This is a genomic window from Azospirillum sp. B21 (assembly GCF_008364825.1).
Lineage (GTDB): Bacteria > Pseudomonadota > Alphaproteobacteria > Azospirillales > Azospirillaceae > Azospirillum.
This window is the reverse complement of sequence record NZ_VTTO01000004.1, coordinates 117,962-142,546: the sequence shown is the minus strand read 5'-3', so window position 1 is coordinate 142,546 and position 24,585 is coordinate 117,962. Positions and strand designations below refer to the sequence as shown.

The 24,585-nt window shown below is 67.9% G+C and carries 29 protein-coding genes; 13 read left to right on the top strand and 16 right to left on the bottom strand.

Annotated elements, in window-relative coordinates:
* Window positions 1-190 precede the first annotated feature (190 nt).
* The 4 genes from hemE (at window position 191) to rho (ending at window position 4,506) form a co-directional block, all read left to right on the top strand.
* Window positions 191-1,216: a uroporphyrinogen decarboxylase gene (gene hemE, locus FZ983_RS11740; protein WP_149224037.1), complete on the top strand. Its 1,026-nt coding sequence runs from the start codon at window positions 191-193 to the stop codon at window positions 1,214-1,216.
* A 91-nt stretch (window positions 1,217-1,307) separates the two neighbouring features.
* Window positions 1,308-2,411 (top strand): ferrochelatase, encoded by a 1,104-nt coding sequence (gene hemH / locus FZ983_RS11735; RefSeq protein ID WP_149223741.1) that lies wholly within the window; start codon window positions 1,308-1,310, stop codon window positions 2,409-2,411.
* A 27-nt stretch (window positions 2,412-2,438) separates the two neighbouring features.
* On the top strand, window positions 2,439-2,867 hold the full coding sequence (gene hemJ, locus FZ983_RS11730) for a protoporphyrinogen oxidase HemJ (RefSeq protein ID WP_149223740.1): 429 nt from the start codon (window positions 2,439-2,441) through the stop codon (window positions 2,865-2,867).
* Window positions 2,868-3,249: 382 nt separating this feature from the next.
* Complete coding sequence (gene rho, locus FZ983_RS11725) at window positions 3,250-4,506, top strand: transcription termination factor Rho (protein WP_014249179.1); 1,257 nt, start codon at window positions 3,250-3,252, stop codon at window positions 4,504-4,506.
* A gap of 175 nt (window positions 4,507-4,681) precedes the next feature.
* On the opposite strand, the gene secB is transcribed toward rho, so the two are convergent.
* Together secB and FZ983_RS11715 are read right to left on the bottom strand one after the other, a co-directional pair.
* Window positions 4,682-5,170 carry a protein-export chaperone SecB gene (secB, locus tag FZ983_RS11720; RefSeq protein ID WP_063635637.1) on the bottom strand — a complete coding sequence of 163 codons (489 nt, stop codon included), beginning with the start codon at window positions 5,168-5,170 and terminating at the stop codon, window positions 4,682-4,684.
* A 184-nt stretch (window positions 5,171-5,354) separates the two neighbouring features.
* The gene (locus FZ983_RS11715; RefSeq protein ID WP_149223739.1) at window positions 5,355-5,993 is read right to left on the bottom strand and encodes an FxsA family protein; all 639 of its coding nucleotides are present in this window, start codon (window positions 5,991-5,993) and stop codon (window positions 5,355-5,357) included.
* A 272-nt stretch (window positions 5,994-6,265) separates the two neighbouring features.
* On the opposite strand from FZ983_RS11715, the gene FZ983_RS11710 reads away from it, so the two are divergent.
* Window positions 6,266-6,946: a Tim44/TimA family putative adaptor protein gene (locus tag FZ983_RS11710; protein ID WP_149224036.1), complete on the top strand. Its 681-nt coding sequence runs from the start codon at window positions 6,266-6,268 to the stop codon at window positions 6,944-6,946.
* A gap of 17 nt (window positions 6,947-6,963) precedes the next feature.
* On the top strand, window positions 6,964-8,178 hold the full coding sequence (locus tag FZ983_RS11705) for a murein transglycosylase A (protein WP_149223738.1): 1,215 nt from the start codon (window positions 6,964-6,966) through the stop codon (window positions 8,176-8,178).
* A 50-nt stretch (window positions 8,179-8,228) separates the two neighbouring features.
* Here the strand turns inward: FZ983_RS11705 and hslU are convergent, their stop codons facing one another.
* The 3 genes from hslU to FZ983_RS11690 all read right to left on the bottom strand — a co-directional run bounded on the left by hslU (window position 8,229) and on the right by FZ983_RS11690 (window position 11,756).
* Window positions 8,229-9,572 carry an ATP-dependent protease ATPase subunit HslU gene (hslU, locus tag FZ983_RS11700; RefSeq protein WP_149223737.1) on the bottom strand — a complete coding sequence of 448 codons (1,344 nt, stop codon included), beginning with the start codon at window positions 9,570-9,572 and terminating at the stop codon, window positions 8,229-8,231.
* A 5-nt stretch (window positions 9,573-9,577) separates the two neighbouring features.
* Entirely contained in the window at window positions 9,578-10,141 is a 564-nt protein-coding gene (gene hslV / locus FZ983_RS11695) for an ATP-dependent protease subunit HslV (RefSeq protein WP_014249186.1), read from the bottom strand.
* Between the two features lie 100 nt (window positions 10,142-10,241).
* Entirely contained in the window at window positions 10,242-11,756 is a 1,515-nt protein-coding gene (locus FZ983_RS11690; RefSeq protein WP_247883718.1) for a serine protease, read from the bottom strand.
* 210 nt (window positions 11,757-11,966) lie between these two features.
* Here FZ983_RS11690 and hisB point away from each other — a divergent pair, with 210 nt between their 5' ends.
* From hisB to FZ983_RS11655, 7 genes are read left to right on the top strand one after another with little or no spacing between them, the layout of a single operon-like run.
* Entirely contained in the window at window positions 11,967-12,590 is a 624-nt protein-coding gene (gene hisB, locus FZ983_RS11685; protein WP_044550958.1) for an imidazoleglycerol-phosphate dehydratase HisB, read from the top strand.
* 54 nt (window positions 12,591-12,644) lie between these two features.
* Window positions 12,645-13,289, top strand: coding sequence for an imidazole glycerol phosphate synthase subunit HisH (hisH, locus tag FZ983_RS11680; RefSeq protein ID WP_149223735.1), 645 nt, complete (start codon window positions 12,645-12,647; stop codon window positions 13,287-13,289).
* Between the two features lie 4 nt (window positions 13,290-13,293).
* Entirely contained in the window at window positions 13,294-13,836 is a 543-nt protein-coding gene (locus FZ983_RS11675; protein WP_149223734.1) for a GNAT family N-acetyltransferase, read from the top strand.
* A gap of 31 nt (window positions 13,837-13,867) precedes the next feature.
* On the top strand, window positions 13,868-14,614 hold the full coding sequence (hisA, locus tag FZ983_RS11670) for a 1-(5-phosphoribosyl)-5-[(5-phosphoribosylamino)methylideneamino]imidazole-4-carboxamide isomerase (protein ID WP_149223733.1): 747 nt from the start codon (window positions 13,868-13,870) through the stop codon (window positions 14,612-14,614).
* Window positions 14,614-15,411: an imidazole glycerol phosphate synthase subunit HisF gene (hisF, locus tag FZ983_RS11665; protein ID WP_149223732.1), complete on the top strand. Its 798-nt coding sequence runs from the start codon at window positions 14,614-14,616 to the stop codon at window positions 15,409-15,411. Before hisA ends, hisF begins: the two co-directional genes overlap by 1 nt.
* Window positions 15,404-15,763: a phosphoribosyl-ATP diphosphatase gene (locus tag FZ983_RS11660; protein WP_149223731.1), complete on the top strand. Its 360-nt coding sequence runs from the start codon at window positions 15,404-15,406 to the stop codon at window positions 15,761-15,763. The genes hisF and FZ983_RS11660 overlap by 8 nt, the downstream gene beginning before the upstream one ends.
* Before the next feature lie 30 nt (window positions 15,764-15,793).
* Entirely contained in the window at window positions 15,794-16,162 is a 369-nt protein-coding gene (locus FZ983_RS11655; protein ID WP_149223730.1) for a histidine triad nucleotide-binding protein, read from the top strand.
* 221 nt (window positions 16,163-16,383) lie between these two features.
* On the opposite strand, the gene FZ983_RS11650 is transcribed toward FZ983_RS11655, so the two are convergent.
* From FZ983_RS11650 to FZ983_RS11600, 11 genes are all read right to left on the bottom strand, one after another.
* Window positions 16,384-16,782, bottom strand: a complete 399-nt coding sequence (locus tag FZ983_RS11650; protein WP_149223729.1) for a helix-turn-helix transcriptional regulator — start codon at window positions 16,780-16,782, stop codon at window positions 16,384-16,386.
* A 24-nt stretch (window positions 16,783-16,806) separates the two neighbouring features.
* A complete protein-coding gene (locus FZ983_RS11645; protein WP_149223728.1) occupies window positions 16,807-17,382 on the bottom strand; it encodes a Smr/MutS family protein in 576 nt (191 codons plus the stop codon).
* A 138-nt stretch (window positions 17,383-17,520) separates the two neighbouring features.
* Window positions 17,521-18,924 (bottom strand): c-type cytochrome biogenesis protein CcmI, encoded by a 1,404-nt coding sequence (ccmI, locus tag FZ983_RS11640; protein ID WP_149223727.1) that lies wholly within the window; start codon window positions 18,922-18,924, stop codon window positions 17,521-17,523.
* Complete coding sequence (locus tag FZ983_RS11635) at window positions 18,924-19,406, bottom strand: cytochrome c-type biogenesis protein (protein ID WP_149223726.1); 483 nt, start codon at window positions 19,404-19,406, stop codon at window positions 18,924-18,926. The genes ccmI and FZ983_RS11635 overlap by 1 nt, the downstream gene beginning before the upstream one ends.
* A complete protein-coding gene (locus tag FZ983_RS11630) occupies window positions 19,406-19,945 on the bottom strand; it encodes a DsbE family thiol:disulfide interchange protein (RefSeq protein ID WP_149223725.1) in 540 nt (179 codons plus the stop codon). The genes FZ983_RS11635 and FZ983_RS11630 overlap by 1 nt, the downstream gene beginning before the upstream one ends.
* A 13-nt stretch (window positions 19,946-19,958) precedes the next feature.
* Complete coding sequence (locus tag FZ983_RS11625; RefSeq protein WP_149223724.1) at window positions 19,959-21,953, bottom strand: heme lyase CcmF/NrfE family subunit; 1,995 nt, start codon at window positions 21,951-21,953, stop codon at window positions 19,959-19,961.
* 7 nt (window positions 21,954-21,960) lie between these two features.
* Window positions 21,961-22,425: a cytochrome c maturation protein CcmE gene (gene ccmE, locus FZ983_RS11620; RefSeq protein ID WP_149223723.1), complete on the bottom strand. Its 465-nt coding sequence runs from the start codon at window positions 22,423-22,425 to the stop codon at window positions 21,961-21,963.
* Window positions 22,422-22,655: a heme exporter protein CcmD gene (ccmD, locus tag FZ983_RS11615; protein WP_149223722.1), complete on the bottom strand. Its 234-nt coding sequence runs from the start codon at window positions 22,653-22,655 to the stop codon at window positions 22,422-22,424. Before ccmD ends, ccmE begins: the two co-directional genes overlap by 4 nt.
* A gap of 19 nt (window positions 22,656-22,674) precedes the next feature.
* Window positions 22,675-23,421 (bottom strand): heme ABC transporter permease, encoded by a 747-nt coding sequence (locus FZ983_RS11610; RefSeq protein ID WP_149223721.1) that lies wholly within the window; start codon window positions 23,419-23,421, stop codon window positions 22,675-22,677.
* 235 nt (window positions 23,422-23,656) lie between these two features.
* A complete protein-coding gene (locus tag FZ983_RS11605) occupies window positions 23,657-24,124 on the bottom strand; it encodes an EVE domain-containing protein (protein ID WP_149223720.1) in 468 nt (155 codons plus the stop codon).
* Window positions 24,121-24,555, bottom strand: a complete 435-nt coding sequence (locus tag FZ983_RS11600; RefSeq protein WP_149223719.1) for a VOC family protein — start codon at window positions 24,553-24,555, stop codon at window positions 24,121-24,123. The genes FZ983_RS11605 and FZ983_RS11600 overlap by 4 nt, the downstream gene beginning before the upstream one ends.
* Window positions 24,556-24,585: the final 30 nt, after the last annotated feature.

Genomic DNA, 24,585 nt, shown 5'->3' with positions numbered 1-24,585 from the left:
CAGCCATCCACCTCATCCTCTTCCTTTCTCCCTTTAAAAAATATAGTGAAGAAGAGGGGATAAACCCGTCCGAGATTCCGCGCCCGATTCCGTGTTGCAATCGCGGAATCGAGATTCGCATTCAGGGGAACGCACCGCCTTGTCCGATTCCAGCTCCGCCGTCCAGAATCCGAAGTCCCTGCTGAAGCCGATGCTCGCCGCCCTGGCGGGAGAGGTGCGGACGCGTCCGCCCTTCTGGCTGATGCGTCAGGCCGGGCGCTACCTGCCGGAGTACCGGGAACTGCGGGCGAAGGCGGGCAGCTTCCTTGACCTCTGCTACAATCCCGACTTCGCGGTCGAGGTGACCTTGCAGCCGCTGCGCCGCTACGGCATGGACGCTGCGATTCTGTTCTCCGACATCCTGGTGGTACCGCATGCCCTGGGCCAGCCTCTCGCCTATCTGGAAGGGGAGGGGCCGAAGCTGGATCCGGTCCGCAACGTCGAGGACCTGAAGCGCCTGTCGCGCGACCGCTTCCACGAGACGCTGGCGCCGGTCTACGAGACGGTGCGCCGGCTCTCCACCGCGATCCCCCGGGATACGACGCTGATCGGCTTTGCGGGGGCTCCCTGGACCATCGCCTGCTACATGGTCGAAGGGGCAGGGTCGAAGGAGTATGCGCACGTCAAGCGCTGGGCCTACGGCGACCCGGTGGGATTCGCCCAGCTGATCGATCTGATCGTGGAGGTCACTGCCGACTATCTCTGCCGCCAGATCGAGGCGGGGGCGGAAACGGTGCAGCTGTTCGACAGCTGGGCCGGCGTCCTTCCGGTCGGCGAGTTCCGCCGCTGGGTGATCGAGCCGACGCGGCGGATCGTCGCACTGGTGAAGGCCAAGCACCCGAACACGCCGATCATCGGCTTCCCGCGCGGGGCCGGCCACGCCTATGAGGATTACATCGCCGATGCCGGCGTCGACGCCGTCGGGCTCGATACCACCGTCTCGCCGGTGTGGGCCGCCCGTACGCTGCAGCCCCGCCTGCCGGTGCAGGGAAACCTCGACCCGATCATGCTGGCCACCGGCGGCAAGGCGCTGGAGACGGCGACCCTCGGCATCCTGGAGGCGTTGGCCGACCGGCCCTTCGTGTTCAACCTGGGCCATGGCGTGATCCAGTCCACCCCGCCCGATCATGTGGCGGCGCTGACCCGGATCCTGCGCGAGTGGCCGAACCGCGGCTGACGGCTTTTCGGGCGGCGGGTCCTGACGGGCTGAAAAAGCGACGGCGGGGGTCTGGACACAAGCACGGCGACGCTCCAGTTTAGCGGGCACCATGATCCAGCAACCTCCCCAGACATCCGCCTCGCAATCCCTTCCCGGCGGCCGACCGCGCCGCGTGGCCGTCGTGCTGTTCAACCTCGGCGGTCCCGACGCGCCGGAATCCGTACGGCCCTTCCTGTTCAACCTGTTCGCGGATCCGGCCATCATCCGGCTGCCGAACCCGTTCCGCTTCCTGATCGCCAGCCTGATCAGCGGGCGGCGGGCGAAGCCGGCGACGGAGATCTACGCCCAGCTGGGCGGCAAGTCGCCGCTGCTGGAGAACACGGAGGCCCAGGCTGCGGCGCTGGAGGCGGTACTGGCGGCGGATCCAGCCGCGGATGGCGCGGAGACCAAGGTCTTCATCGCCATGCGCTACTGGCACCCGATGAGTGCCGAGACGGCGGCCCGCGTGAAGGCCTACGACCCGGATCTGGTGGTTCTGCTGCCGCTCTATCCGCAATTCTCCACAACCACCACGGCCTCCAGCGCCAAGGTGTGGCACGAGGCGGCGAAGACCGTCGGGTTGGCGGCGCCGACCCGGCTGCTGTGCTGCTACCCGACCCAGGCCGGCTTCATCGATGCGTCGGCCGACCTGATCCGTCCGCTGTACGAGGCCGCCAAGGCCCATGGTACGCCGCGCGTCCTGTTCTCCGCCCACGGCCTGCCGAAGAAGGTGGTGACCGGCGGAGACCCCTATCAGTGGCAGTGCGAGCGTACGGCCGAATCCATCGCCGCGGCGCTGGGCATCGAGCATCTGGATTGGGTGAACTGCTACCAGAGCCGCGTCGGCCCGATGGAGTGGATCGGCCCCAGCACCGACGCCGAGATCCGCCGCGCCGGCCAGGACGGCGTGCCGATCCTGGTGGTGCCGATGGCCTTCGTATCGGAGCATTCCGAGACGCTGGTGGAGATCGAGATCGAATACCGCCATCTGGCCAAGGAAGCAGGGGTTCCGCACTTCACCCGCGTTCCGACGGTGGGGGTGCATCCCGGCTTCATCGACGGGCTGGCCCGGCTGGTGAGGCAGATGATTGCGGGAAAGGCGGCGGTCTGCGCCCAGAACGGCGACCGGATCTGCCCGCCCAACTTCCCCGGCTGCCCGCAGGCGCGGCGCTGAACCGCAACGAAAGAGGGGACACGCCCGGTGCTGTATGAATGGATCAAGGCGCTGCACGTCATCAGCATCATCGCCTGGATGGCGGGGCTGCTCTATTTGCCGCGCCTGTTCGTCTACCATTGCGAGGTGGCGGCCGGATCCGACACGTCGGAACGCTTCAAGGTGATGGAGCGCCGCCTGCTGCGAGCCATCATGAACCCGGCGATGATCGCGGCGTACGTGTTCGGCATCGGCATGATCGTGTTGACGCCGGAATGGATGAAGCAGGGCTGGCTGCACGCCAAGCTGCTGTTCGTGCTGCTGCTGACCGCCAGCCACATGATGATGGCCAAGTGGCGCCGGGAATTCGCCGAGGACCGCAACACGCGGCCGCAACGCTTCTACCGCATCGCCAACGAGGTGCCGACCCTGCTGATGATCGGCATCGTCATCTTCGTGATCGTCAAGCCCTTCTGACCGGCGGTACGTGATCGAACAGTCTTCCACACCCCGGAAAAAGCGGAATCCGCGACCGGTGCGGGTTTCGCTTTCGTTTGACTTGCGCCCGCCGATCCGATAACCATGTCAGGACCACGGGGTTTTCGCCCCGCGGCCTCCCACGCCCACATCTGCCGATCCGACGCTCTGTTCTTGAGCCGGGCCTGGTGGCTGGCGACCCGCTCCCGTGCGACCATTTTCCGGACGCCCTGGCGCGTGATCGTCAAAGCGCCACCCGCTGCCCACCCGACGCGACCGCGTTGCGGCTCCCGCCGCCTCCAACCGCCGTCCGCCGGGGTTCCAGGCACTTCCCATCCCCTTAGGGTCACCTCCCCCGCATGACGATTTCACAGGCAATCCGATGCATCTCCAAGAGCTGAAGTGCAAAAGCCCCGCCGAACTGCTGGCGTTCGCGGAGGAGCTGCAGATCGAGAACGCGAGCACGCTGCGCAAGCAGGACATGATGTTCGCGATCCTGAAGCAGCTAGCCGAGAACGACATTCCGATCTTCGGCGACGGCGTTTTGGAGGTGCTGCAGGACGGGTTCGGTTTCCTGCGCTCGCCGGAAGCCAACTATCTGCCGGGTCCCGACGACATTTACGTCAGTCCCAGCCAGGTGCGCCGCTTCGGCCTGCGCACCGGCGACACGGTGGAAGGGCAGATCCGCTCGCCCAAGGACGGTGAGCGCTACTTCGCCCTGCTGAAGGTCAACACCATCAATTTCGACGCGCCCGACAAGGTCCGTCACCGCATCAACTTCGACAACCTGACGCCGCTCTATCCGGAAGAACGCATCCGGATGGAGGTCGAGGACCCCACCAAGAAGAACCTCACCGGCCGCATCGTCGACCTGGTGGCGCCGCTCGGCAAGGGGCAGCGCGGGCTGATCGTGGCGCCGCCGCGCACCGGCAAGACGGTGATGCTGCAGAACATCGCCCACTCGGTCGCCACCAACCACCCCGAAGCCTATCTGATCGTCCTGTTGATCGACGAGCGTCCGGAAGAAGTGACGGACATGGCCCGCTCGGTCCGCGGCGAGGTCATCAGCTCCACCTTCGACGAGCCGGCCACCCGCCACGTGCAGGTCGCCGAAATGGTGATCGAGAAGGCCAAGCGCTTGGTTGAACACAAGCGCGACGTGGTCATCCTGCTGGACAGCATCACCCGTCTGGCCCGCGCCTACAACACGGTGGTGCCGTCGTCCGGCAAGGTGCTGACCGGCGGTGTCGACGCCAACGCCCTGCAGCGGCCCAAGCGCTTCTTCGGCGCCGCCCGCAACGTGGAAGAGGGCGGGTCGCTCACCATCATCGCCACCGCGCTGATCGACACCGGCAGCCGCATGGACGAGGTGATCTTCGAAGAGTTCAAGGGCACCGGCAACTCGGAAATCGTGCTGGACCGCAAGCTCTCCGACAAGCGCACCTTCCCGGCCATCGACATCTCCAAGTCGGGCACCCGCAAGGAAGAGCTGCTGGTCGACAAGGGCACGATGTCGAAGATGTGGATCCTGCGCCGCATCCTGATGCCGATGGGCGTGACCGACGCGGTGGACTTCCTGGTCGACAAGCTGAAGCACACCAAGTCGAACAACGAGTTCTTCGAAAGCATGAACCAGTAGGGGACGGATCCGGGTCCTGGCAGATCTCCCGAAGCTGGAAAGGATCCCCTCTCCCCCCGGGGAGAGGGGGAATGGCCGGGAAAAGTCGGGTGGTTCGAAGAAGAGCATGAAAAAGGGCGGGGGCCTTTCGGCCACCCGCCCTTTTCTTTTCGGCTCCGTCCGATCCGGCTGTGGATCAGAACGGGGGCTGCTGCGGCTGTTCGGCCTGCTGGGCCGACTGGCGGTGATACAGCTCGGCGAAGTCGATCGGGTTGATCATCAGCGGCGGGAAGCCGCCTTCGCGGGTCGCGCTGGAGACGATGGCGCGGGCGAACGGGAAGATCATCCGGGCGCCCTCGATCATCAGGACCGGGCGGTGATGCTCTTCCGGCAGGCCGGGGAACTGGAACAGGGCGCCATAGGACAGCTCGACCAGGAAGGCCACAGCCTCGCCCTGACGGGCTTCGCAACGCAGGTTCAGCGTCAGCTCGTAGATGTCTTCGCCGACCTTCTGACCCTGGACGTCGACGCCGATGTTCACCTGCGGCTGCGGCTGGTTGGGCAGCAGGCTCTGCGGGGCGTTGGGGTTCTCGAACGAGAGGTCCTTCACATACTGCGCGAGGACATGCATCGGCAGCGAGGACGCCTGCTGCTGCTCGGCGCCGTTGCTCATCTGATCGGACATAACGGACTCCTAATCGCCGGCCTTCCTCCCGGCCCGGGTCCCGGCTTGGAACAGGGCAGGGGCGGCTGGCCGACCCGGATGTGAGGTGACAGGGTTTGGTTCGCGACGGTTGTGCCTTCGCCCAATGGGCTGGCTATCACGGATCGGCCGTCCTGCCAACGGAAACCGCCTGCAATCCTGCGGCTCAGCGGCGCTCATCCGGGCGGTGCTTCCCCCATTGGGAATCGGTCAGCCGCGGCGCGTCGGCATCCTCCTTTCCGTCGCCCGTTCCGCCCTCGCCAGGCGTGACGTCCTGGTAATCGGCGTCGATCACGCCGGGCGCGGGGCGGAAGGGATCGTCGGCGCGGCGGGCATTGCCGGGTCCGAAGCCGGGCTCGCCGAAACTACGGTCCGCCGTGCCGCCGAAACTGCCGCTTCCGAAACCGGGTCGCCCGCCGGCGGCGGTCCCGCCCATGGTGGTGAAGACCGGCATGCCGGCGCCGATGCGGCCGAGCAGCCAGCGGCCGATACCTCGGCGCAGCGGACCGATCAGCAGCACCAGACCCAGTATGTCGGTCAGGAAGCCGGGAATGATCAGCAGGATGCCGGCCAGAACGGCGCAGAAGCCGTCCAGCACCGTACCGATCGGCGCCTCGCCGCGGGCCGCCGCTGCCTGCGCACGGGTCAGGGACGCAAGGCCGCGGTGGCGGACCAGCAGCACGCCCACCACCGCCGACAGGGCGAGAAGCCCGATGGTCGGCCCGGCGCCGATCCAGTCGCCGACCTGGATGAATCCGACGATCTCCAGGATCGGCAGAAGAAGGATCAACAGCAGGGGATTCATGGTGTCCTTGCTCTTCGGGCTCGCTGCCCCTATCTAGGTTTGGATAGGTCGTCCGGTCGAAAGGCCGGCGGCTCCATCCGGGATGGCGGTTTCTGACGGGCAAGCAACACGTAATGCCGCCCATCCGCAAGGTCCAGGGGTGGGGCAGGCGGTGACGCCGCGGCCGCAGCCGGATCTTTCATCGGATCCGCCGCCGGATCCGCCGTCTCAAGGCCGCTTCCGCAGGTCAAATCGCTCAAGTCGTTGGCTCAAGTCGTTGGAAGGAACAGATGATGGGAGATGGGTTCGTGTTCATCGAGATCGTGATCTTCGCGATGATCGCGGCCTTCCTCGTTTATCGGCTGCGCAGCGTCTTGGGCCGCCGGACGGGGGAGGAGCGTCAGCGCCCCAACCCGTTCACCCCCGCCCCCAGCACCGCGAAGCCCGATAACGTCGTGCCGCTGCCGGAGCGCAATAGGCCGCGTCCTGATGTCGCAGTCTCTCCGGATGAGCCGCTGTCGCTGGCCGCCTCCATCGAACAAATCCGCGCCGCCGACCCGACCTTCGAGGAGAAGCATTTCCTGGAGGGCGCCAAGGCCGCTTTCGCCATGATCGTCGATGCTTTCGCCCGCGGCGACACTGCGACGCTTCGCCCGCTGCTGGCCGACGATGTGTACGAGAGCTTCGCCCGCGTCATCCGCGACCGCCAGGCCGCTGGCGAGCAGCACGAGGCCCGTATCGAGTTCGTGCGCGAGGCCGAGGTGGTGGAAGCTCGCCTGGATGCCGGCCGCACAGCCTTCGTCACCGTCCGCCTGGTCACCGATCAGGTCAATGTGGTGCGCGACCGCGACGGCACCATCATCGACGGCGATCCCAAGGCGCTGGTGGAGAACGTCGACGTCTGGACCTTCGCCCGCAACATCCGCTCGCGCGACCCGAACTGGTCGCTGGTCGAGGTGCGGCCGGTTCAGTGATCGGACGACCGCCAGGAATGAACACCCGTCATCGGACCGGTTTCAGCGCCATCGCCCTCTTCGGGGCGGTGGCGTTGCTGTTTTCGGCCTGCACGCCGAAGGACGAAGCTAAGCGGGAAGAGGCCAAGCCGCCGCCCGATGCCCTGACGCTGGCACCACTGTCCTTCGCCGAGCTTCCGGGATGGCGGACCGATCCGGTCGCCCAGGCGATCCCGGCGCTCGCCCGCTCCTGTGCCCGTTTCAGGACGCAGCCGGCGGACCGGCCGGTCGGGCCGAACGGGGTGGCCGGCACCATCGGCGACTGGCAGGGTCCTTGCGCCCAACTGGCGGATCTGCCGCCCGGAGACGATGCCGCCCGCGCCTTCTTCGAAGCCAACTTCACCCCCTATGCCGCCGGCAACAACGGCACGCGTGAAGGGCTGTTCACCGGCTATTACGAGCCCGAGCTGGAGGGCAGCCGCCGGCCGGATCCGGCCTATCCCGTGCCGCTCCATCGCCAGCCTCCGGACTTGGTGATGGTGGATCTCGGCGAGTTCTCAGATCGCTGGAAGGGGGAACGCACCGCCGGTCGGGTGGTGAACGGCCGGCTGAAGCCCTATGAGGACCGCGCTGCCATCGCCGCCGGCGCCCTCGAGGGCAAGGGGCTGGAACTGGTCTGGGTGAAGGACCCCATCGGCGCCTTCTTCCTACAAATCCAAGGGTCGGGGCGGATCCGGCTGGCAGACGGCAGCGAGATGCGCGTCGGCTATGCCGCCCAGAACGGCCACAAATACGTCGCCATCGGCAAGGAGCTGATCGACCGCGGCGCGCTGAAGCGGGAGGAGGTCTCGCTCCAGACCATCCGCGCATGGCTGCTCGCCAATCCCGACCAGGCGGCAGCTGTGATGAACGTCAACCCGTCCTACGTCTTCTTCCAACCGCTGACTGGCGATGGTCCGAACGGCGCCCAGGGCGTGGCGCTGACGCCGGGGCGCAGTCTGGCTGTGGACTCCAAGTTTATGCCATACGGCGCACCGGTCTGGCTGGATGCCGAGGATCCGCTCGACGGCCGGCAGCGGCTGCAGCGGCTGCTGATCGCCCAGGACACCGGCGGCGCCATCCGCGGGCCGGTGCGCGGCGATGTCTTCTGGGGTCATGGGACGGAAGCGGAACAGAAGGCCGGGGTGATGAAGAGCCGCGGCACCTACGCGCTGCTGCTGCCGAAGAGTGTGAAGGTGGCGGCAGGCGGGTAGGGGAATGTTTCACGTGAAGCGGGGCGCCCGACGCGGGCGCCCCCACCCCCTCACAGAATGAACTTCGACAGATCCGCGTTCTTCGCCAGCCCGCCGACACGCTCGCGCACCAGGGCGGCGTCGATGGTGATGGTCTCTCCCGCGCGGTCGCTGGCGGCGAAGCTGATCTCCTCCAGCAGGCGTTCCAGCACGGTGTGCAGGCGCCGCGCGCCGATGTTCTCGACGGAGCTGTTGATCTCCGCCGCCAGCCGCGCCAACTCGTCGATGCTGTCGTCGGTGAAGACGAGATCGACCTCCTCCGTCTTCATCAGGGCCTTGTACTGGCGGATCAGGCTGGCTTCCGGCTCGGTCAGGATGCGCTTGAAGTCGTCCTGGCTCAGCGCCTTCAGCTCGACGCGGATCGGCAGGCGGCCCTGGAGTTCGGGCAGAAGGTCCGACGGCTTGGCGATGTGGAAGGCGCCGGACGCGATGAACAGGATGTGGTCGGTCTTGACCGGACCATGCTTGGTCGAGACCGTCGTTCCCTCGATCAGCGGCAGCAGGTCGCGCTGAACGCCCTCGCGGCTGACGTCGGCGCCACGCGCGTCCGAGCGGGCGGAGATCTTGTCGATCTCGTCGAGGAAGACGATGCCGTTCTGCTCGACCGCGCGGATCGCCTCCGCCACCACCTTCTCCTGGTCCAGCAGCTTGTCGGACTCCTCGGCCATCAGCACGCCGTGGCTCTCGGCGACCGACATGCGGCGGGTCTTGGTGCGGCCGCCCATCATCTTGCCGAACATGTCGTTCAGGTTCAGCATGCCCATCTGGGCGCCCGGCATGCCGGGGATGTCGAAGGTCGGCATGTTGCCGCCGCCGGTGTCGGCCACTTGGACTTCGATCTCCTTGTCGTTCAGCGTGCCTTCGCGCAGCATCTTGCGGAACTTGGCGCGGGTGTCGGCACTGGCGCTGTCACCGCACAGCGCGTCGAGAACGCGTTCCTCGGCGCGCAGTTCGGCCTTGGCGGCGACCTCCTTGCGCAGCCGCTCGCGGGTCAGACCGATGGCGGCCTCCACCAGATCGCGGACGATCTGCTCGACGTCGCGGCCGACATAGCCGACTTCCGTGAACTTGGTCGCCTCCACCTTCAGGAAGGGGGCCTGGGCCAGTTTGGCGAGACGGCGGGCGATCTCAGTCTTGCCGACGCCGGTCGGGCCGATCATCAGGATGTTCTTCGGCAGCACCTCTTCCCGCAGGCCCTCCGGCAGCTGCTGCCGGCGCCAGCGGTTGCGCAGCGCGATGGCGACCGCGCGCTTGGCGTCGTTCTGGCCGACGATGTAGCGGTCGAGTTCGGAGACGATCTCGCGCGGGCTGAAGGCGGCGGTGTCGGCGGACACGGAAGCGGTCTGGATCGTCATGGCGCTCACAGCTTTTCCAGGGTGACGTTTTCGTTGGTGTAGACGCAGATGCCGGCGGCGATCTTCATCGCCTTGCGCGCCACTGCCTCCGCATCCATCCCGTCGATGTCGATCAGCGCGCGCGCCGCCGACAAGGCATAGGACCCGCCGGAACCGATGCCGATCAGCCCATCCTCCGGTTCCAGCACATCGCCGTTGCCGGTCAGCACGAGGCTGACGGACTTGTCGGCCACGGCCATCATCGCCTCCAGACGGCGCAGGTAACGGTCGGTGCGCCAGTCCTTGGCCATCTCGACACAGGCGCGGGTCAGTTGGCCGGGATACTGCTCCAGCTTGCCTTCAAGCCGCTCGAACAGGGTCAGCGCGTCGGCGGTGGCGCCGGCGAAACCGGCCATCACCGTGCCGCCGGCCAGCCAGCGGACCTTGCGCGCATTGGCCTTCATCACCGTCTGGCCGACCGAGACCTGCCCGTCGCCGGCGATCACCACCTGACCGTTCTTGCGCACGGACAGGATGGTGGTACCGTGCCATTGGATGGGATCGTGTGGATTGGACGCTGGGTAGGTCATGCGCAAACCATGCTGGAAAAGGGGAGCCGCCCGCCGCCCCGGAAAGGCGCACCATATACAGGGCGCAAGCCCATGGAGCCGCGGCGGCAGGGCATCCGGTCTATGTGGGAGGGGCGCGGTCCCCGTCAAGAACATCGCCGTCAAGCTCCTCGTCCTCTGCCCAGGGATCGGCCAGATCATCGGACGGAATGCCGCGGCCCAACCGGTTCCGTTCCGCCTTCCAAGCGGTGTTGCGGCCCATTCGATCCTGTTTGGATGGCGGAGAAGAAGCGCTTGGTGCGACCGGTTCCGGACCTGCTGGATTTTGGCTTGTCGGATCCGCCCCCAGCCGGTCGAGCAGCGGACCGATCGCCAGGAACTCGACCAGCCCCGCCGGCGTGGCGACCGAGCGGCCGGCGGACGGCGCCACACCGACCAGCATGCCGTCGCCACTCAGCAGCGGGTCGCCGGCCTCCGTCACTGCCGTGAACAGGGCGGCGGAGCCCAGATCCGCCTGGATCAGCGTGGCACCATGGCCCTCTCCTGATTGCAAGCCGCCGACGATCCCCTCGATCTCCTTGCCCCGTCCGCCGGGGATCGCCCGCACCGGTTCGCTGACGCGCAAGGTCCGGGTGCGGACGGGAAGGGCGGTCAGCCGCGCCGGCACCCTCACCAGGGCGAAGCCGCTCGCCGCATCGCGCCCAACCACCCAGCCGGTCAGTTCCACGCCGCGCGCGGGCCGAACGGTGACGGTGGGATCGGATCCGGGGAGATGAGCCAGCAGCACCGCCTGTACCTCGTCCGCCACATCGGTCTCGCCGATGACGAACCCATGGGAAACGCCCGACGATCCAGCGACAGCCACCCGCGCCGACGCGACCCGGCCGGATCCGCCTCCGGTTCGCAGCAGAAGCCGGCCCGCCGATGGGTAAACGGATGCCGCACCCGGAGCAGCAACCGCCGGCCCCAGTGGGATCGGCCCGGATCCGGACGGCGTTGCTGTGGAAACCATCGCCGCCGTCGTCGCCGCCGCGGCGGGAAGGGTGCCGCCCGACAGCAGGGCGCGGAACCCCGCATCGGCGGCGAGCACCTCCACCGCGGCGGCGAAGGCCTCCTCCATCAACATGGTATCGCCCTGAGGCACGCCGCGCTCCTGGGTCGTCACGCCGGTGGTGACGATGCGTTGGACCAGCCCGCCGCTGCGCGTGTCGTAGACCGTCCATTCCACCTTGACGCTGCCGGTGCCGGAACTGCCCTTGCTGCTGCCGGTCAGCCAGTTGACGCGATTGCACAGCTCCAGCTGCACGTCGCGCAGGTCGCCCTGCACGGTGAAGCGGGCGCGGCTACGGTTGCCGTCGGGGTTGTCGGGACCGCCGGGCCGTCCGACCACGTCGAAACCGGCGGCCGTCATCACCTCGGCAAACCGCTCCTCGAAGGTGGAGCCGCGGCGCATGTTGACGCCGCTGGTCCAATAGACGTCGTCATACGGTGGGGCACAGTCGATGCCCCAGACATGGCGGCCGATCTGCATCCCGCGCCGCATCGATCCGATGGCAAGCTCGCCGAAGCGGAAAGGGGCGGTGGTCCCGGCAGCCACCGGAGGAGCGGCTTTGCCGGCCTGCGGCGGCGGGGACATGCCGCCGCATCCGGCCGGCAGCAGGCCGAGAAGGAGCAACAATGCTGCGGCGAATGAACGCGGGAAGATCGTCATAAGCGGATATGCACGCAGGAAGTGTATAGAACTGTACCCCGCACACCTTCGTAGGACAATCGTCGGAATGGACAAGCCGCGCATCAATCGTGCCGGAAGCTGGCGCGCAGGGATGCTTCCTGCTACAAAACCGCCATGGACCAGACCCCCATCAACGGCGGCCGCCGCGCCTCGATCGAGCGGAACACCACCGAGACCCGGATCCGGGTCGCGCTGAACCTTGACGGCACCGGCGTCTACGACGTCAAGACAGGGGTCGGCTTCCTCGACCACATGCTGGAACAGCTGTCGCGCCACAGCCTGATGGACCTGACCGTCCTGGCCGACGGCGACCTGCACATCGATTACCACCACACGACCGAGGACACCGGCATCGCCATCGGCATGGCGGTGGCGAAGGCGCTGGGCGACCGCAAGGGTATCCAGCGCTACGGCCATTCCTATGTCCCGATGGACGAGACGCTGACGCGGGTGGCCCTGGACTTTTCCAACCGGCCCTACCTGATCTGGAAGGTGAACTTCACCCGCGACAAGATCGGCGATTTCGACACCGAGCTGTTCCGTGAGTGGTTCCAGGCCTTCGCCATGGCCGCCGGCGTGACGCTGCACGTCGAAAACCTGTATGGCGAGAACAACCACCATATCGTGGAAAGCTGCTACAAGGCGCTTGCCCGCGCACTGCGCGCCGGGGTGGAGATCGACCCGCGCAAGCGCGATGCGGTGCCCTCCACCAAGGGCACGCTCGGCGGATCGCTCTGACGGCGGGGACCTGAACTCCCCCTCCGCCGTCCTATCGGAAGGTTTGTCACGTTCATGGAAACGGTCGCGCTGATCGATTACGGCTCCGGCAACCTGCGCTCCGCCGCCAAGGCGATCGAGCGCGCGGCCGGCGAAGCCGAAGCCTCCTACACTGTTCTCGTCACCTCCGACGCCGACGCGGTCCGCCACGCCGACCGTGTGGTTCTGCCGGGCGTCGGCGCCTTCGCCGACTGCAAGCGCGGCCTGTCGGAAGTGCCGGGCATGCTCGAGGCGCTGGAGGAGGTGGTGCACCGCCGCGGCCGGCCCTTCCTGGGCATCTGCGTCGGCATGCAGCTGATGGCCGAACGCGGGCGCGAATATGGCGTGACCGAGGGGCTGGGTTGGATCCGGGGCGAGGTGGTGAAGCTGGAGCCAGCGGATCCGGCCCTTAAAATCCCCCATATGGGCTGGAACGAGCTGAACATCCGCCACCAGCACCCCGTCCTGGCCGGGCTGCCGGAGGGCGCGCATGCCTATTTCGTCCATTCCTACCAGTTCAAGCTGGACGATCCCGACACGCTGATCGCGTCGGCCGACTATGGCGGCCCCTTCGCTGCGGTGGTCGGGCGCGACAATCTGGTCGGCACCCAGTTCCACCCGGAGAAGAGCCAGGCGACCGGGCTGGCGCTGATCGCCAACTTCCTGCGCTGGAAGGTCTGACGCGATGGCCGAGATCGCCATCGACAAGGTCGATGCGCTGAAGACCGCCGACCTGCATGACCTGTGCGACGCCGCCGACGACGCCATCCGCGCCGGCGGTGGCTTCGGCTGGGTCGAGCCGCCGCCGCGCGACGTGATGGAGCGGTTCTGGAAAGGCGTGCTGGTGGTGCCGGAACGGGTGCTGTTCGTCGCCCGCCTCGACGGGGTGGTTGCCGGATCCGCCCAGCTGGTCAAGCCGCCGCGCAACAACGAGGCGCAGGCCCACGCCGCCCAGCTGACCACCAGCTTCGTCGCCCCCTGGGCGCGCGGCCACGGGCTTGCCCGCCGGCTGACCATGGCGGTGGTGGACGAAGCCTGCGCCGCCGGTTTCCAGGTGTTGAACCTGGATGTCCGTGTGACGCAGGAGGCGGCCATCGCGCTCTATGAATCGCTCGGCTTCAGGCGCTGGGGAACCCATCCCTTCTATGCGCTGGTGCAGGGCAAGCCGCTCGCCGGCCATTTCTACTGCAAAGACCTCCAGCCTGCCCACCAGCCGCCAGCCCTTTAACCGCCAGCAACGCCATAGGAAGACGCCAGCGATGATCATCTACCCCGCCATCGACCTCAAGGACGGTGCCTGCGTCCGCCTGCTGCGCGGCGAGATGAGCCAGGCCACGGTCTTCAACACCGATCCCGGCGAACAGGCCCGCCTGTTCCAGAGCCAGGGCTTCGAATGGCTGCATCTGGTCGACCTCAACGGTGCCTTCGAAGGCAAGCCGGTGAACGGCGCCGCTGTCGAGAGCATCCTGAAATCCGTCACCATCCCGGTGCAGCTCGGCGGCGGCATCCGCGATCTGAACACCATCGGGATGTGGCTGGAAAAGGGCGTCAGCCGCGTCATCCTGGGCACGGTGGCTCTGCGTGACCCCGATCTGGTGAAGACCGCCTGCCGCGAGTTCCCGGGCAAGGTCGCCGTCGGCATCGACGCCCGCGAAGGCTATGTCGCCGTGGCCGGCTGGGCCGAGACCTCCGACATCAAGGCGCTGGACCTGGCGCTGAAGTTCGAGGATTGCGGCGTCTCCGCCATCATCTACACCGACATCAACCGCGACGGCGCCATGGGCGGCGTCAACGTGGAATCGACCTCCGACCTCGCCTACCATCTGACCACCCCGGTGATCGCGTCGGGCGGCGTGTCGTCGATCGACGACCTCAAGGCCCTGAAGATCGAAGAGGACGCCGGGATCGAGGGCGTGATCTGCGGCCGTGCGCTGTACGATGGCCGGATCGACCCTAGGGAAGCGCTGGCCCTGCTCTCCGCCACCGCCGTCGAGGACGCCGACTGATGCTGAAGATGCGTGTCATCCCCTGCCTGGACGTCAAGGACGGCCGCGTGGTGAAGGGGGTCAACTTCGTCGATCTGGTCGATGCCGGCGATCCGGTGGAACAGGCCCGCGTCTACGACCGCGAAGGTGCCGACGAACTGACCTTCCTCGACATCACCGCCAGCCACGAGAACCGCGACACCATCTTCGACGTGGTGCGGCGGACGGCGGAGCAGGTCTTCATGCCGCTGACCGTCGGCGGCGGCGTGCGCACGGTGGATGACATCCGCAAGCTGCTGCTGGCCGGTGCCGACAAGGTGTCGATCAACACCGCGGCGATCCACCGCCCGGAGTTCGTGCGCGAGGGCGCAGAGAAGTTCGGCGCGCAATGCATCGTCGTCGCCATCGACGCCAAGAAGGTCGCGCCCGGCAAATGGGAGGTCTTCACCCATGGCGGGCGCAACGCCACCGGCATCGACGCGGTGGAATGGGCGAAGCGGATGGAATCGCTGGGGGCCGGAGAAATCCTGCTGACCTCGATGGACCGCGACGGCACCAAGAGCGGCTTCGACCTGGAGCTGACGCGCACCGTGGCGGACTCGATCCGCATCCCGGTGATCGCGTCGGGCGGCGTCGGCACGCTCGACCATCTGGTGGAGGGCATCCGCGAGGGGCACGCCACCGCGGTGCTCGCCGCCTCGATCTTCCATTTCGGCACCTACACCATCGGTCAGGCCAAGGCGGCGCTGAGTGCCGCCGGCATCCCGGTGCGCCCGGCTCGGGCGGCGAATGCGGCGGTGGAGACGGCAAATGGGTGACAAGAAGTCTGCCGAGAAGGCGCCGGCCCCGCTGAGCGCCGAGGTGCTGGACCGGCTGTTCGTCACCGTCCAGGGCCGCAAGGGCGCGGATCCGGAAACCTCCTACACCGCGAAGCTCTACAGCCGCGGCACCGCCAAGATCGCCCAGAAGGTGGGCGAAGAGGCGGTGGAGGCGATTCTGGAGGCGGTGCGCGGCGACAAGGCGGCGCTGGCTGCGGAATCCGCCGACCTGCTCTATCACCTGCTGGTGCTGTGGGCCGACCTGGGGCTGGATCCGGCGGAGGTCTGGATCAAACTCGCCCAGCGCGAGGGCACCAGCGGCATCGACGAGAAGAAGTCCCGCAAGGCTTGAGCGGGATTCCCCACCAAGAGGACGCACGCGATGGCCAAGAGCTATGACGACAGCAATGTGTTCGCCCGCATCCTGCGCGGCGAAATCCCGTGCAAGAAGGTGCACGAGACCGAGCATGCGCTCGCTTTCCACGACATCGACCCGCAGACGCCGACCCATGTGCTGGTGATCCCGAAGGGCGCCTACATCGACATGGACGACTTCACCGCCCAGGCCTCGGAGGCGGAGATCGCCGGCCTGTTCCGCGCGGTGGGCGAAGTCGCCCGCATGGTCGGCGCCGATGGTCCCGGCTACCGCATCCTGTCCAACTGCGGCGAGGCCGCGCACCAGGAAGTGCCCCACCTGCACATCCACCTGTTCGCCGGGCGCGACCTGGGGCGGATGATCGGGAAGGCTTGAGGGCGGCTGCGCCTTTGCTGAGTGAGACCCCCACCCCATCCCTCCCCCGCTCTCAGCGGACCTATGGTCCGCCTGCCGCGTCAGCACAAAGCGGAGCTTTGTGCGAGAGCTGGGCGGGGGAGGGGGCAAGTGCTTGTTTGGAAAGGCGGCGGCAGTCCCTCCCCAGCGAAGCGGGGGAGGTTAGGTGGGGGCAATCGCCAGCCGACACCCCCACAACCCCATCACCTCCGCCGCACCCCCACCCGCCGCCGCCCGGCCTTCTTCGGCGGCACCGCGTCCAGGATCGCCAGGATCGCGTCGATCCGCTCCTCGTCAAGGTCGCCGATCCGTTCCGACAGCCGGTTGGCCAGCTCCGTCGCTTTCGCGCTCAAGCCCGCGGTGTCGACCGTCACGCGGGGATGGGACAGATCCGCCAGCCGTTCCAGTTCCTCCGCCTCATCCCAGATGATGCCGAAATAGGCGCAGATCTGCCGGACCAGCTGCGGCGAGGGCTGGCCGCGCTTGCCGTGTTCCAGCGCCGACAGATAGGCGGACGAGATGGACAGATCCGTCGCCATCTGCTTCAGCGTCACGCCCTTGGCGTCGCGCAGCGACCGGACCCGTTCGCCGAACGGAGTCATGGAAAGTCCCTGATTGTTTGGGACTCAGTCCTTACGGTCGCGCCGCCGTTTGATCAAGACATACAGCGCGCCGTCGCCGCCATCCTTAGGACGGGCCGGCTGGATTGCCAGCACCATCGGGCGCAGGGCCGGATCCGCCAGCCAGCGGGGGGTCGCCTGACGCAGGACGCCCAGCCCGCCGAAGCTGCCCTTGCCGGTGATGACCAGGACGCAGCGCCGCCCCTCGTTCCAGGCGCGGTGGACGAAGGAGGCGAGGGCGGTATGCGCCTGCGCCTGGGTCATGCCATGCAGGTCGATCCGGCCGTCGATTTCCAGCTCGCCACGGCGGAAGCGGTCGCCGGTCCGGCGGTCGATGTTGGCGGTGGAGCCCGGCGTCAGCGGCGGATGGGGTGCGCGGACCGGCCGGGGCGGGGAGGGATGCTGCCTTGCGGTCGGCGGCGGGGCGAGGCTGGTCGCCACCGGCTCCTCCACCAGCTCCGCCATCGTCGCCAGGGGCTCCGGCTCGGTCTCGATCTGCCGGCCCGGCATCGGTTCGGCGTCGCGCATGGCGATCCGCCACAAGCGCCGCTCGTCGGGCGTGGGCAGTCGTCTGCGGGTCATCGGCGCGGAACCTTCTGCGGAAAGGAAAAAGGGGCTGCGCCGTGGGATAAAGCCCGCCGACGCGCCCCTGTCAATGTGTGTCGCCGCAACGCGAAAGAAAAGGCGTAGGGAGAAATGGAAGGGGGCAGGCGGAAAGCCTCAGCCGCCCGCCTTCAACGCGTCCAAACGCCCCTTCAACAGGGTGTATTCCGGATCGCTCGGCTTGAACTGGGCGATCAGCTTGCCCCAATGGGCGGCGGCCTCGTCCTTGCGGCCCGACATCATGGCGTCGAGGCCCAGCAGCCACAGCGCGTCCTTGTTCTCCGGCTCCGTCTTCAGCGCCAACCGCAGGGCGGAGGTCGCCTCCTCCGGCAGGGGCTTGGGCTTCTCGTTGCGCGGCTGGGTCTGCAGCACGGCGTTGGCATAGACCACCTGCACGTCGGCGCGGTCCGGTGCCCGCTCGCGCGCCTTGCGGGCCGCTTCCAGCGCCTTCTCCGGCTCACCCAGCACACCGTAGGAGCGGGCGAGCTTCAGCCAGCCTTCGACGTCCGATGGGTCGGCGTCCAGCTTGGCGGCGAGGCCGGCGACCATGCCGCGGATCATCTCGTCCTGGCTCTGGCCCTCGGCCGCCTGACTGTTCTGGCCGCTCTGCCCCTGTGCAACAGGGCCGGCGGGCTTCTGCTCCGCGGGCAGCGGCTGCGGCGTCACCTTGGCGGGATCGAGGTCCAGCGCAATCGCGGCTTCGCGGATCTGGTCGCGCAGGACCGGCACCCACGGCGCGTCGGCCGGCGATTCCGCCATCAGCGAGGCCCAGCGGTTCAGCGCATCCTGGCGGTCGCCGGCCTGATAGCGCGCGAGCGCCGCGAAGAAACGGGCGCGCGGATCCTTCGGCTCCTTCGCCAGCACGGCGTCGAAGGCCTTGACCGCCTCTTCAGGAACCATGCCGTCGTTGGCCGACACCAGAGTCTCGCCGAACAGGCCCTGCAGCTCCACATCGTCCTTGTTCAGGGCGACGGCGTGGCGCAGGGCATCCGCCGCGTCGGCGTTGCGGCCCATCTTGGCATAGGCCTGACCCAGGATCAGCCAGCCCTGCAGGTCGCCCGGGTTCTCCGCCAGCTGCGCCTTCAGCTTGTCCATAGCCGCCAGCACGGTCTTGGGCGGGCCGCCGCGTTCCTGCTCCAGGTTGCGCGACGCCAACGGCTGCGCCGGCAGATCCGGGCGGCCATACAGGCCATAGACGCTGAGCGCGCCCAGCGGCACCACCAGCGCCAGCAGCACCGCCAGCACGCGCGCGCTGCGCGGGGTCGCGGGGGCCGCGGCGGAACCGCTTTTCTCCGCGGTTGCCAGCATGCGCCGCGCGACCTCGGCCTTGGCGGCCTCGGCCTGGGCGTCGTTGATCAGGCCGCGCGCGCGGTCGCGTTCCAGCTCGTCCAGCTGGTCGCGGTAGACCTCGCGGTCGAAGGCATCGCGATCGGGAGCGGCGGCACCGGACCGCAGCAGCGGCGGTACGATCAGCAGCAGCACGGCCGCGGTCAGGACGGCGGCGAGAATCCAGAACAGCATCAGTCGTCTTTCCGCAGCAGGGCATCCAGCCGCCGCCGCTCATCCGCGCTCAGGGGAGCGGTGTCGGTGCCGGCGGTCACGCCGCGCCGCCCGCGCAGGAACAGGAAGGTGCCGATCGCCCCCAACAGCAGCACGGCGAAGGGGCCGATCCACAGCACCAGCGTGGTCGCTTTGAAGGGCGGGCGCAGCAGCACATAGTCGCCGTAACGGTCGGTGACATACTCCATCACCTTCGCGTCGCTGTCGCCGGCCTGCAGCCGGTCGCGCACCAGAACCCGCAGGTCGCGGGCCAGCGGCGCGTTGCTGTCGTCGATCGACTGGTTCTGGCAGACCAGACAGCGCAGCTCCTGGCTGATGGCGCGGGCGCGGGATTCCAGCGCCGGATCCGGCAGGACCTCTTCGGGCTGGACGGCCAGGGCCGGGGTCAGCGCCGGCAGGGTCAGCGACAGCGCCAGCAGGGCGGCGGGAAGGATGCGCGTCATCAGCCCTGCCTCAGATGCTTGACCATGGGGAGAAGCTGCTCCTCCACCACCTGCGGAGTCAGCGGGCCGACATGCTTGAAGCGGATCCGGCCCTGGCGGTCGATCAGGTAGCTTTCCGGCACGCCGTAGACGCCCCAGTCGATCGACACCCGGCCGTCCTGGTCGGCGCCGATGGCGGCATAGGGGTTGCCGTTGCGCGCCAGCCAGGTCAGCGCGTCCTCCGGCTTGTCCTTGTAGTTGATGCCGAAGACCGTCACCCCCTGCTCGCGCGACAGGCGGGTGATGACGGGATGCTCCGCCTTGCAGGGGATGCACCAGGAGGCGAAGACGTTCACCAGCGTCACATCGCCGGTCAGCTTGGCCGAGGACAGGCCGCCCGTCGCCGGCTGGCCCGGAATGGCCGGCAGGTCGAAGGTCGGCGCCGGCTTGTCGATCAGGGCCGACGGGATGTCGCGCGGGTCGCGCTGGAACCCCAGGTAGAAGGCGATGCCCACCCCGATGAACAGCAGGAAGGGCAGCAGGTACAGAAGGCGGCGCATGGTGTCTTGGTCCTCATTCGGCCGGAAGCGGAGCCGACTTGCCGGCCGTACGGCGGCGTTCCGGCGCGCCGATGCGGAACCGGCGGTCGGTCAGGCTCACCAGTCCGCCCAGCATCATCCCCGCGCCGCCGATCCAGATCCACGGCACCAGCGGGTGGTGATAGATGCGGACGATCCAGGCGGTGCCGTTCTGCGTCGGGTCGCCCAGCGCCACATACAGGTCGGAGAAGACCGTGGTGTGGATGGCCGATTCCGTGGTCGTCATCCGGGTGGTGCTGTAGCTGCGGCGTTCCGGCGTCAGGGTGGCGATGGACCGGCCATCCTTGGTGACGGTGAAGACGCCGCGTTCCGCTTTGAAGTTCGGGCCGTCGACCAGACCGATGCTGTCGAAGCGGAACTCGTAGCCTGCGACGGTGGTCTGATCGCCCGGCTTCATCGCCGTGATCGATTCCGTCTGCCAGGCCGAGGTGCCGGTCATGCCGAGGATCGACAGGCCGACGCAGGCGTGCGCGATGGTCATGCCCCAGGCGCTGCGCGGCAGATGCACGGCGCGGTGCCAGCTGTTGCGGAAGGAGGTACGGAACAGGGCGATGCGGTCGGCGAACTCCACCAGCGAGCCGACGAAGGCCCAGGCGGCGAGTGCGATGCCCACCAGCGCCAGCAGCGGCCCGCCGCCCGCCTTGACATAGGCGGTGATGGCGACGGCGACCACCACGGCGACGCCGGCGATCCACAGCCGGCTCAGCGCCGCCCACAGATCCGCCCGCTTCCAGGACAGGAAGGGGCCGACCACCATGGCGACGATCATCGGGATGGCGACGGGTATGAAGGTGGCGTTGAAGAAGGGGGCGCCGACCGACACCTTGCCCAGGTTCAGGATGTCGAGGAACAGCGGATAGAGCGTGCCGATGAACACCGTCGCCGTCGCGGTCGACAGCAGCAGGTTGTTCATCACCAGCGCGCCCTCGCGGCTGATCGGCGCGAACAGGCCGCCGGCCTTCAGCGACGGCGCGCGCAGGCTGTAGAGCAGCAGCGAGCCGCCGGTGGCGATCGCCAGCAGCACCAGGATGAAGACGCCGCGCTTGGGATCGACCGCGAAGGCATGGACCGAGGTCAGGATGCCGGAGCGCACCAGGAAGGTGCCCATCAGCGACAGCGAGAAGGTGACGATGGACAGCAGGATGGTCCAGCTCTTCAGCGCGTCGCGCTTCTCCACCACGATGGCGGAGTGCAGCAGCGCGGTGCCGGCCAGCCAGGGCATGAAGGACGCGTTCTCCACCGGGTCCCAGTACCACCAGCCGCCCCAGCCCAGCTCGTAATAGGCCCACCAGGACCCCATGGCGATGCCCATGGTCAGGGTCGACCAGGCCGCCAGCGTCCAGGGCCGCACCCAGCGCGCCCAGGCGGGATCGACCCGCCCCTCGATCAGGGCGGCCACGGCGAAGGAGAAGGCCATGGAGAAGCCGACATATCCCGCATAGAGGAAGGGCGGGTGGAAGGCGAGGCCGGGGTCCTGCAGCAGCGGGTTCAGGTCGTTGCCGTCGATCGGCGCCGGGACCACGCGGATGAAGGGGTTGGAGGTGATGAGGATGAACAGCAGGAAGCCGACCCCGATCAGCCCCTGGACCGCCAGCACCCGGGCCTTCAAGGTCGGCGGCAGGTTGCGCCCGAACATGGCCACGGCGGCGCCGAAGACCGTCAGCATGACGATCCACAGCATCATCGAGCCCTCGTGGTTGCCCCAGACGCCCGACACCTTGTAGAGCATCGGCTTGGCCGAGTGGCTGTTCTGCACCACGTTCAGCACGCTGAAGTCGGACACCACATGCGCCCAGGTCAGGGCGGCATAGGCGACCAGCACCAGCAGCATCTGGGCGATGGCCGCGGGCACCGCGACGTTCATCCAGGCACCGTTGCGGGTGGCGGCGCCGACCAGCGGCGGCACCGACTGCACCAGCGCGACGAACAGCGCCAGCACCAGCGCGTAATGGCCGAGTTCGGGGATCACGGTCCCGCTACTCCTTCTTCGCGGTCTTTGTCTCGGACTCAGCCGGGTTCTTGTAGACGCCTGCCTGCTTCAGCGCCTCCGACACCTCGGGCGGCATGTAGTTCTCGTCATGCTTGGCCAGCACCTCGCGCGCGACGAAGACGCCGCCGGTCAGCTTGCCCTCGGCCACCACGCCCTGGCCCTCGCGGAACAGGTCGGGCAGCTGGCCGCGATAGCGGACGTCGATGGTGTGGGCGGTGTCGGTGACGCGGAAGGAGGTGGTGAGGCCGTCCGGCGTCTTCTGCACGCTGCCTTCCTCGACCAGCCCGCCCAGGCGGAAATTGCGGTCGCCGACCTGCTGCGTCTGCAGCTGGGTCGGGCTGTAGAAGAAGACGATGTTGTCCTGGAAGGCGGTCAGCGCCAGGGCGGTCGCCGAGCCCAGCCCCAGGAGGGCGAGGCCCAGCATGTACAGGCGGCGTTTCTTGCGGGTCATCCTTCGCTCGCTTCCACCGGCGTTCCGGCGTTCTGATCGGCCGCTTTGCGGCCGGCGTTGCGGGTGCGGCGGCGGGCCGGGCGGGCGCTTTCCAGTGCCTTCAGCGTCGCCTCGGCGTTGCGCAGCCCCTTCCAGGTGGCGACCAGCAGGCCCAGCAGGACAAGGGTGGCGATGCCGTAGGCCGGCCAGACGTAGGCGGCGTACCCGCCCATGTGGAGGAATTCGTTCATCGTCTTGCTCCCTGCGCCCTTAGCCCTGCATCCCGTCCGTCACGGCGCCGTCGCCGGCAACCGACAGCCGCAGCGTCTGTATTTTGCGCTGGGCGATCTCCGTGCGCACGCGCAGCAGGACCACCGACAGGAAATAGGCGGTGAAGGCGCCGGCCATCACCAGAAGCGGCGTCAGCATGGTGGGGTCGATGCTGGGGCCGCCCATGCGCACGACGCTGGCGGGCTGATGCAGCGTGTTCCACCAGTCGACCGAGAACTTGATGATCGGCACGTTGACGATGCCGACCAATAGCAGGACGTTGCCGGCCTTCATGCCGCGCTGCGGATCGTCGAAGGCGTTCACCAGGGCCATGTAGCCGAGATACAGGAAGAACAGGATCAGCACGCTGGTTAGCCGGGCGTCCCACACCCACCAGGTTCCCCACATCGGCGCTCCCCACAGCGACCCGGTCACCAGGCACACGAAGGTGAAGCCGGCGCCGATGGGGGCGGCGGCTTTCGCGAACAGGTCGGCCAGCGGGTGCTTCCACACCAGGCCGCACGCCGCGGCGATGGCCATGTTGGTGTAGACGAACAGGCTCATCCAAGCGGCGGGCACATGGATGTACATGATCCGCACCGTCTCGCCCTGCTGATAGTCGGGCGGCGAGCCGAACAGGCTGAGCCACAGCCCGAGGATCGTCAGGATCACGGTCGCCCCTGCGCACCACGGCAGAAGCACGGCCGACAGGCGCAGGAAACGGGCGGGATTGGCGAAGCGATGCATAGAACGATGGCCCCGGTACAGGTGACCTTGGTCAGGCTTGCGGACGATATAAGCGCATGTATGGCGGACTGCGAGGGGTTTCGCCTTGATCTCGGTCAGGAAGAACCGCCGTTCGTTCGTACTCTGACACCAAGGTATGAGTGGTCCCAAGCCCCTGGAGGCGCTCGGTTCATCGACTGTATAGACGCCGGGGGAGGGGTTTTTCATCCCGTCCCGCCGGCGGATCTTTTTTCGGTCAGGCGGCCAGTTCCTCCCGCATCCCCTCACAACCGGCCGCCTGCATCGCCCCGGCGATCAGATCGAAATCGCGGGGGCTGACCGGCAGCAGTCCGAAGCGGAAGGGATAACCCCAGTTCCGCACTCCGGCGGTCAACTCCAGCCGGTCCAGCAGCGGTTGGATCGGTGCCTCCTCCGCCGGCCACCATGACACGTCGCGCCGGAAGGGGATGAAGCCGCCGCCCATGTCGAAGGCGTAGGGCTCTCCCGGCAGGACGGTGCCGATAGCGGTGAAGGATTTCAGCCCGTCCGCCGCGCCGAACCGATCGGTGGGGGAGTAGTAGACGACGCGGTCGCCCGGCCGGATCCGCCGCAGCGGCGCCGCCTTGCCGTGGCAGACCTGCATGAAGCCGCCGGCCCGGCCGCGCCGCACATGCTCGGCGCTGGCCACCGCGATCCAGCTGCCGGTCCGCGTGCCGCCGCTCACGACCGCACCTGCTCGGACCGGGCTTCTTCCTGGTGGGGGGCGAACACGCGCAGCCGGTGACCGTCGGGGTCGCGTGCAACGAAGGTATGACCGAAATCCATTGCGGTCGGCGGCTGCAGGATGGTCAGGCCGCGGGCGCTCCAGTCGGCGTGAAGGTCGCGCACCGCGGCCTCGTCGGCGACGGTGAAGGCGATCTCGCTGCCCCCCGGCATGGTCGCCGCCGGCTCCACCGTGTGGCGCGACCACAGGCCCAGCATCAGCCCCTCGCCCGCCTTGAACATGGCGAAGGTGGGGGAGGCTTCCACCGGCGGCCGGCCCAGCAGGTCGGCGTAAAAGGCGGCGCTGGCGGCCGGGCTGTCGACATGGAGCAGGACGAAATCGAGGGCGAGCTTGGCGGTAGCGGTCTTGGTGGTGGTCTGGGTCGCGGTCATGGCTGGCTCCGGTCTTGAAGGATTGGGGTG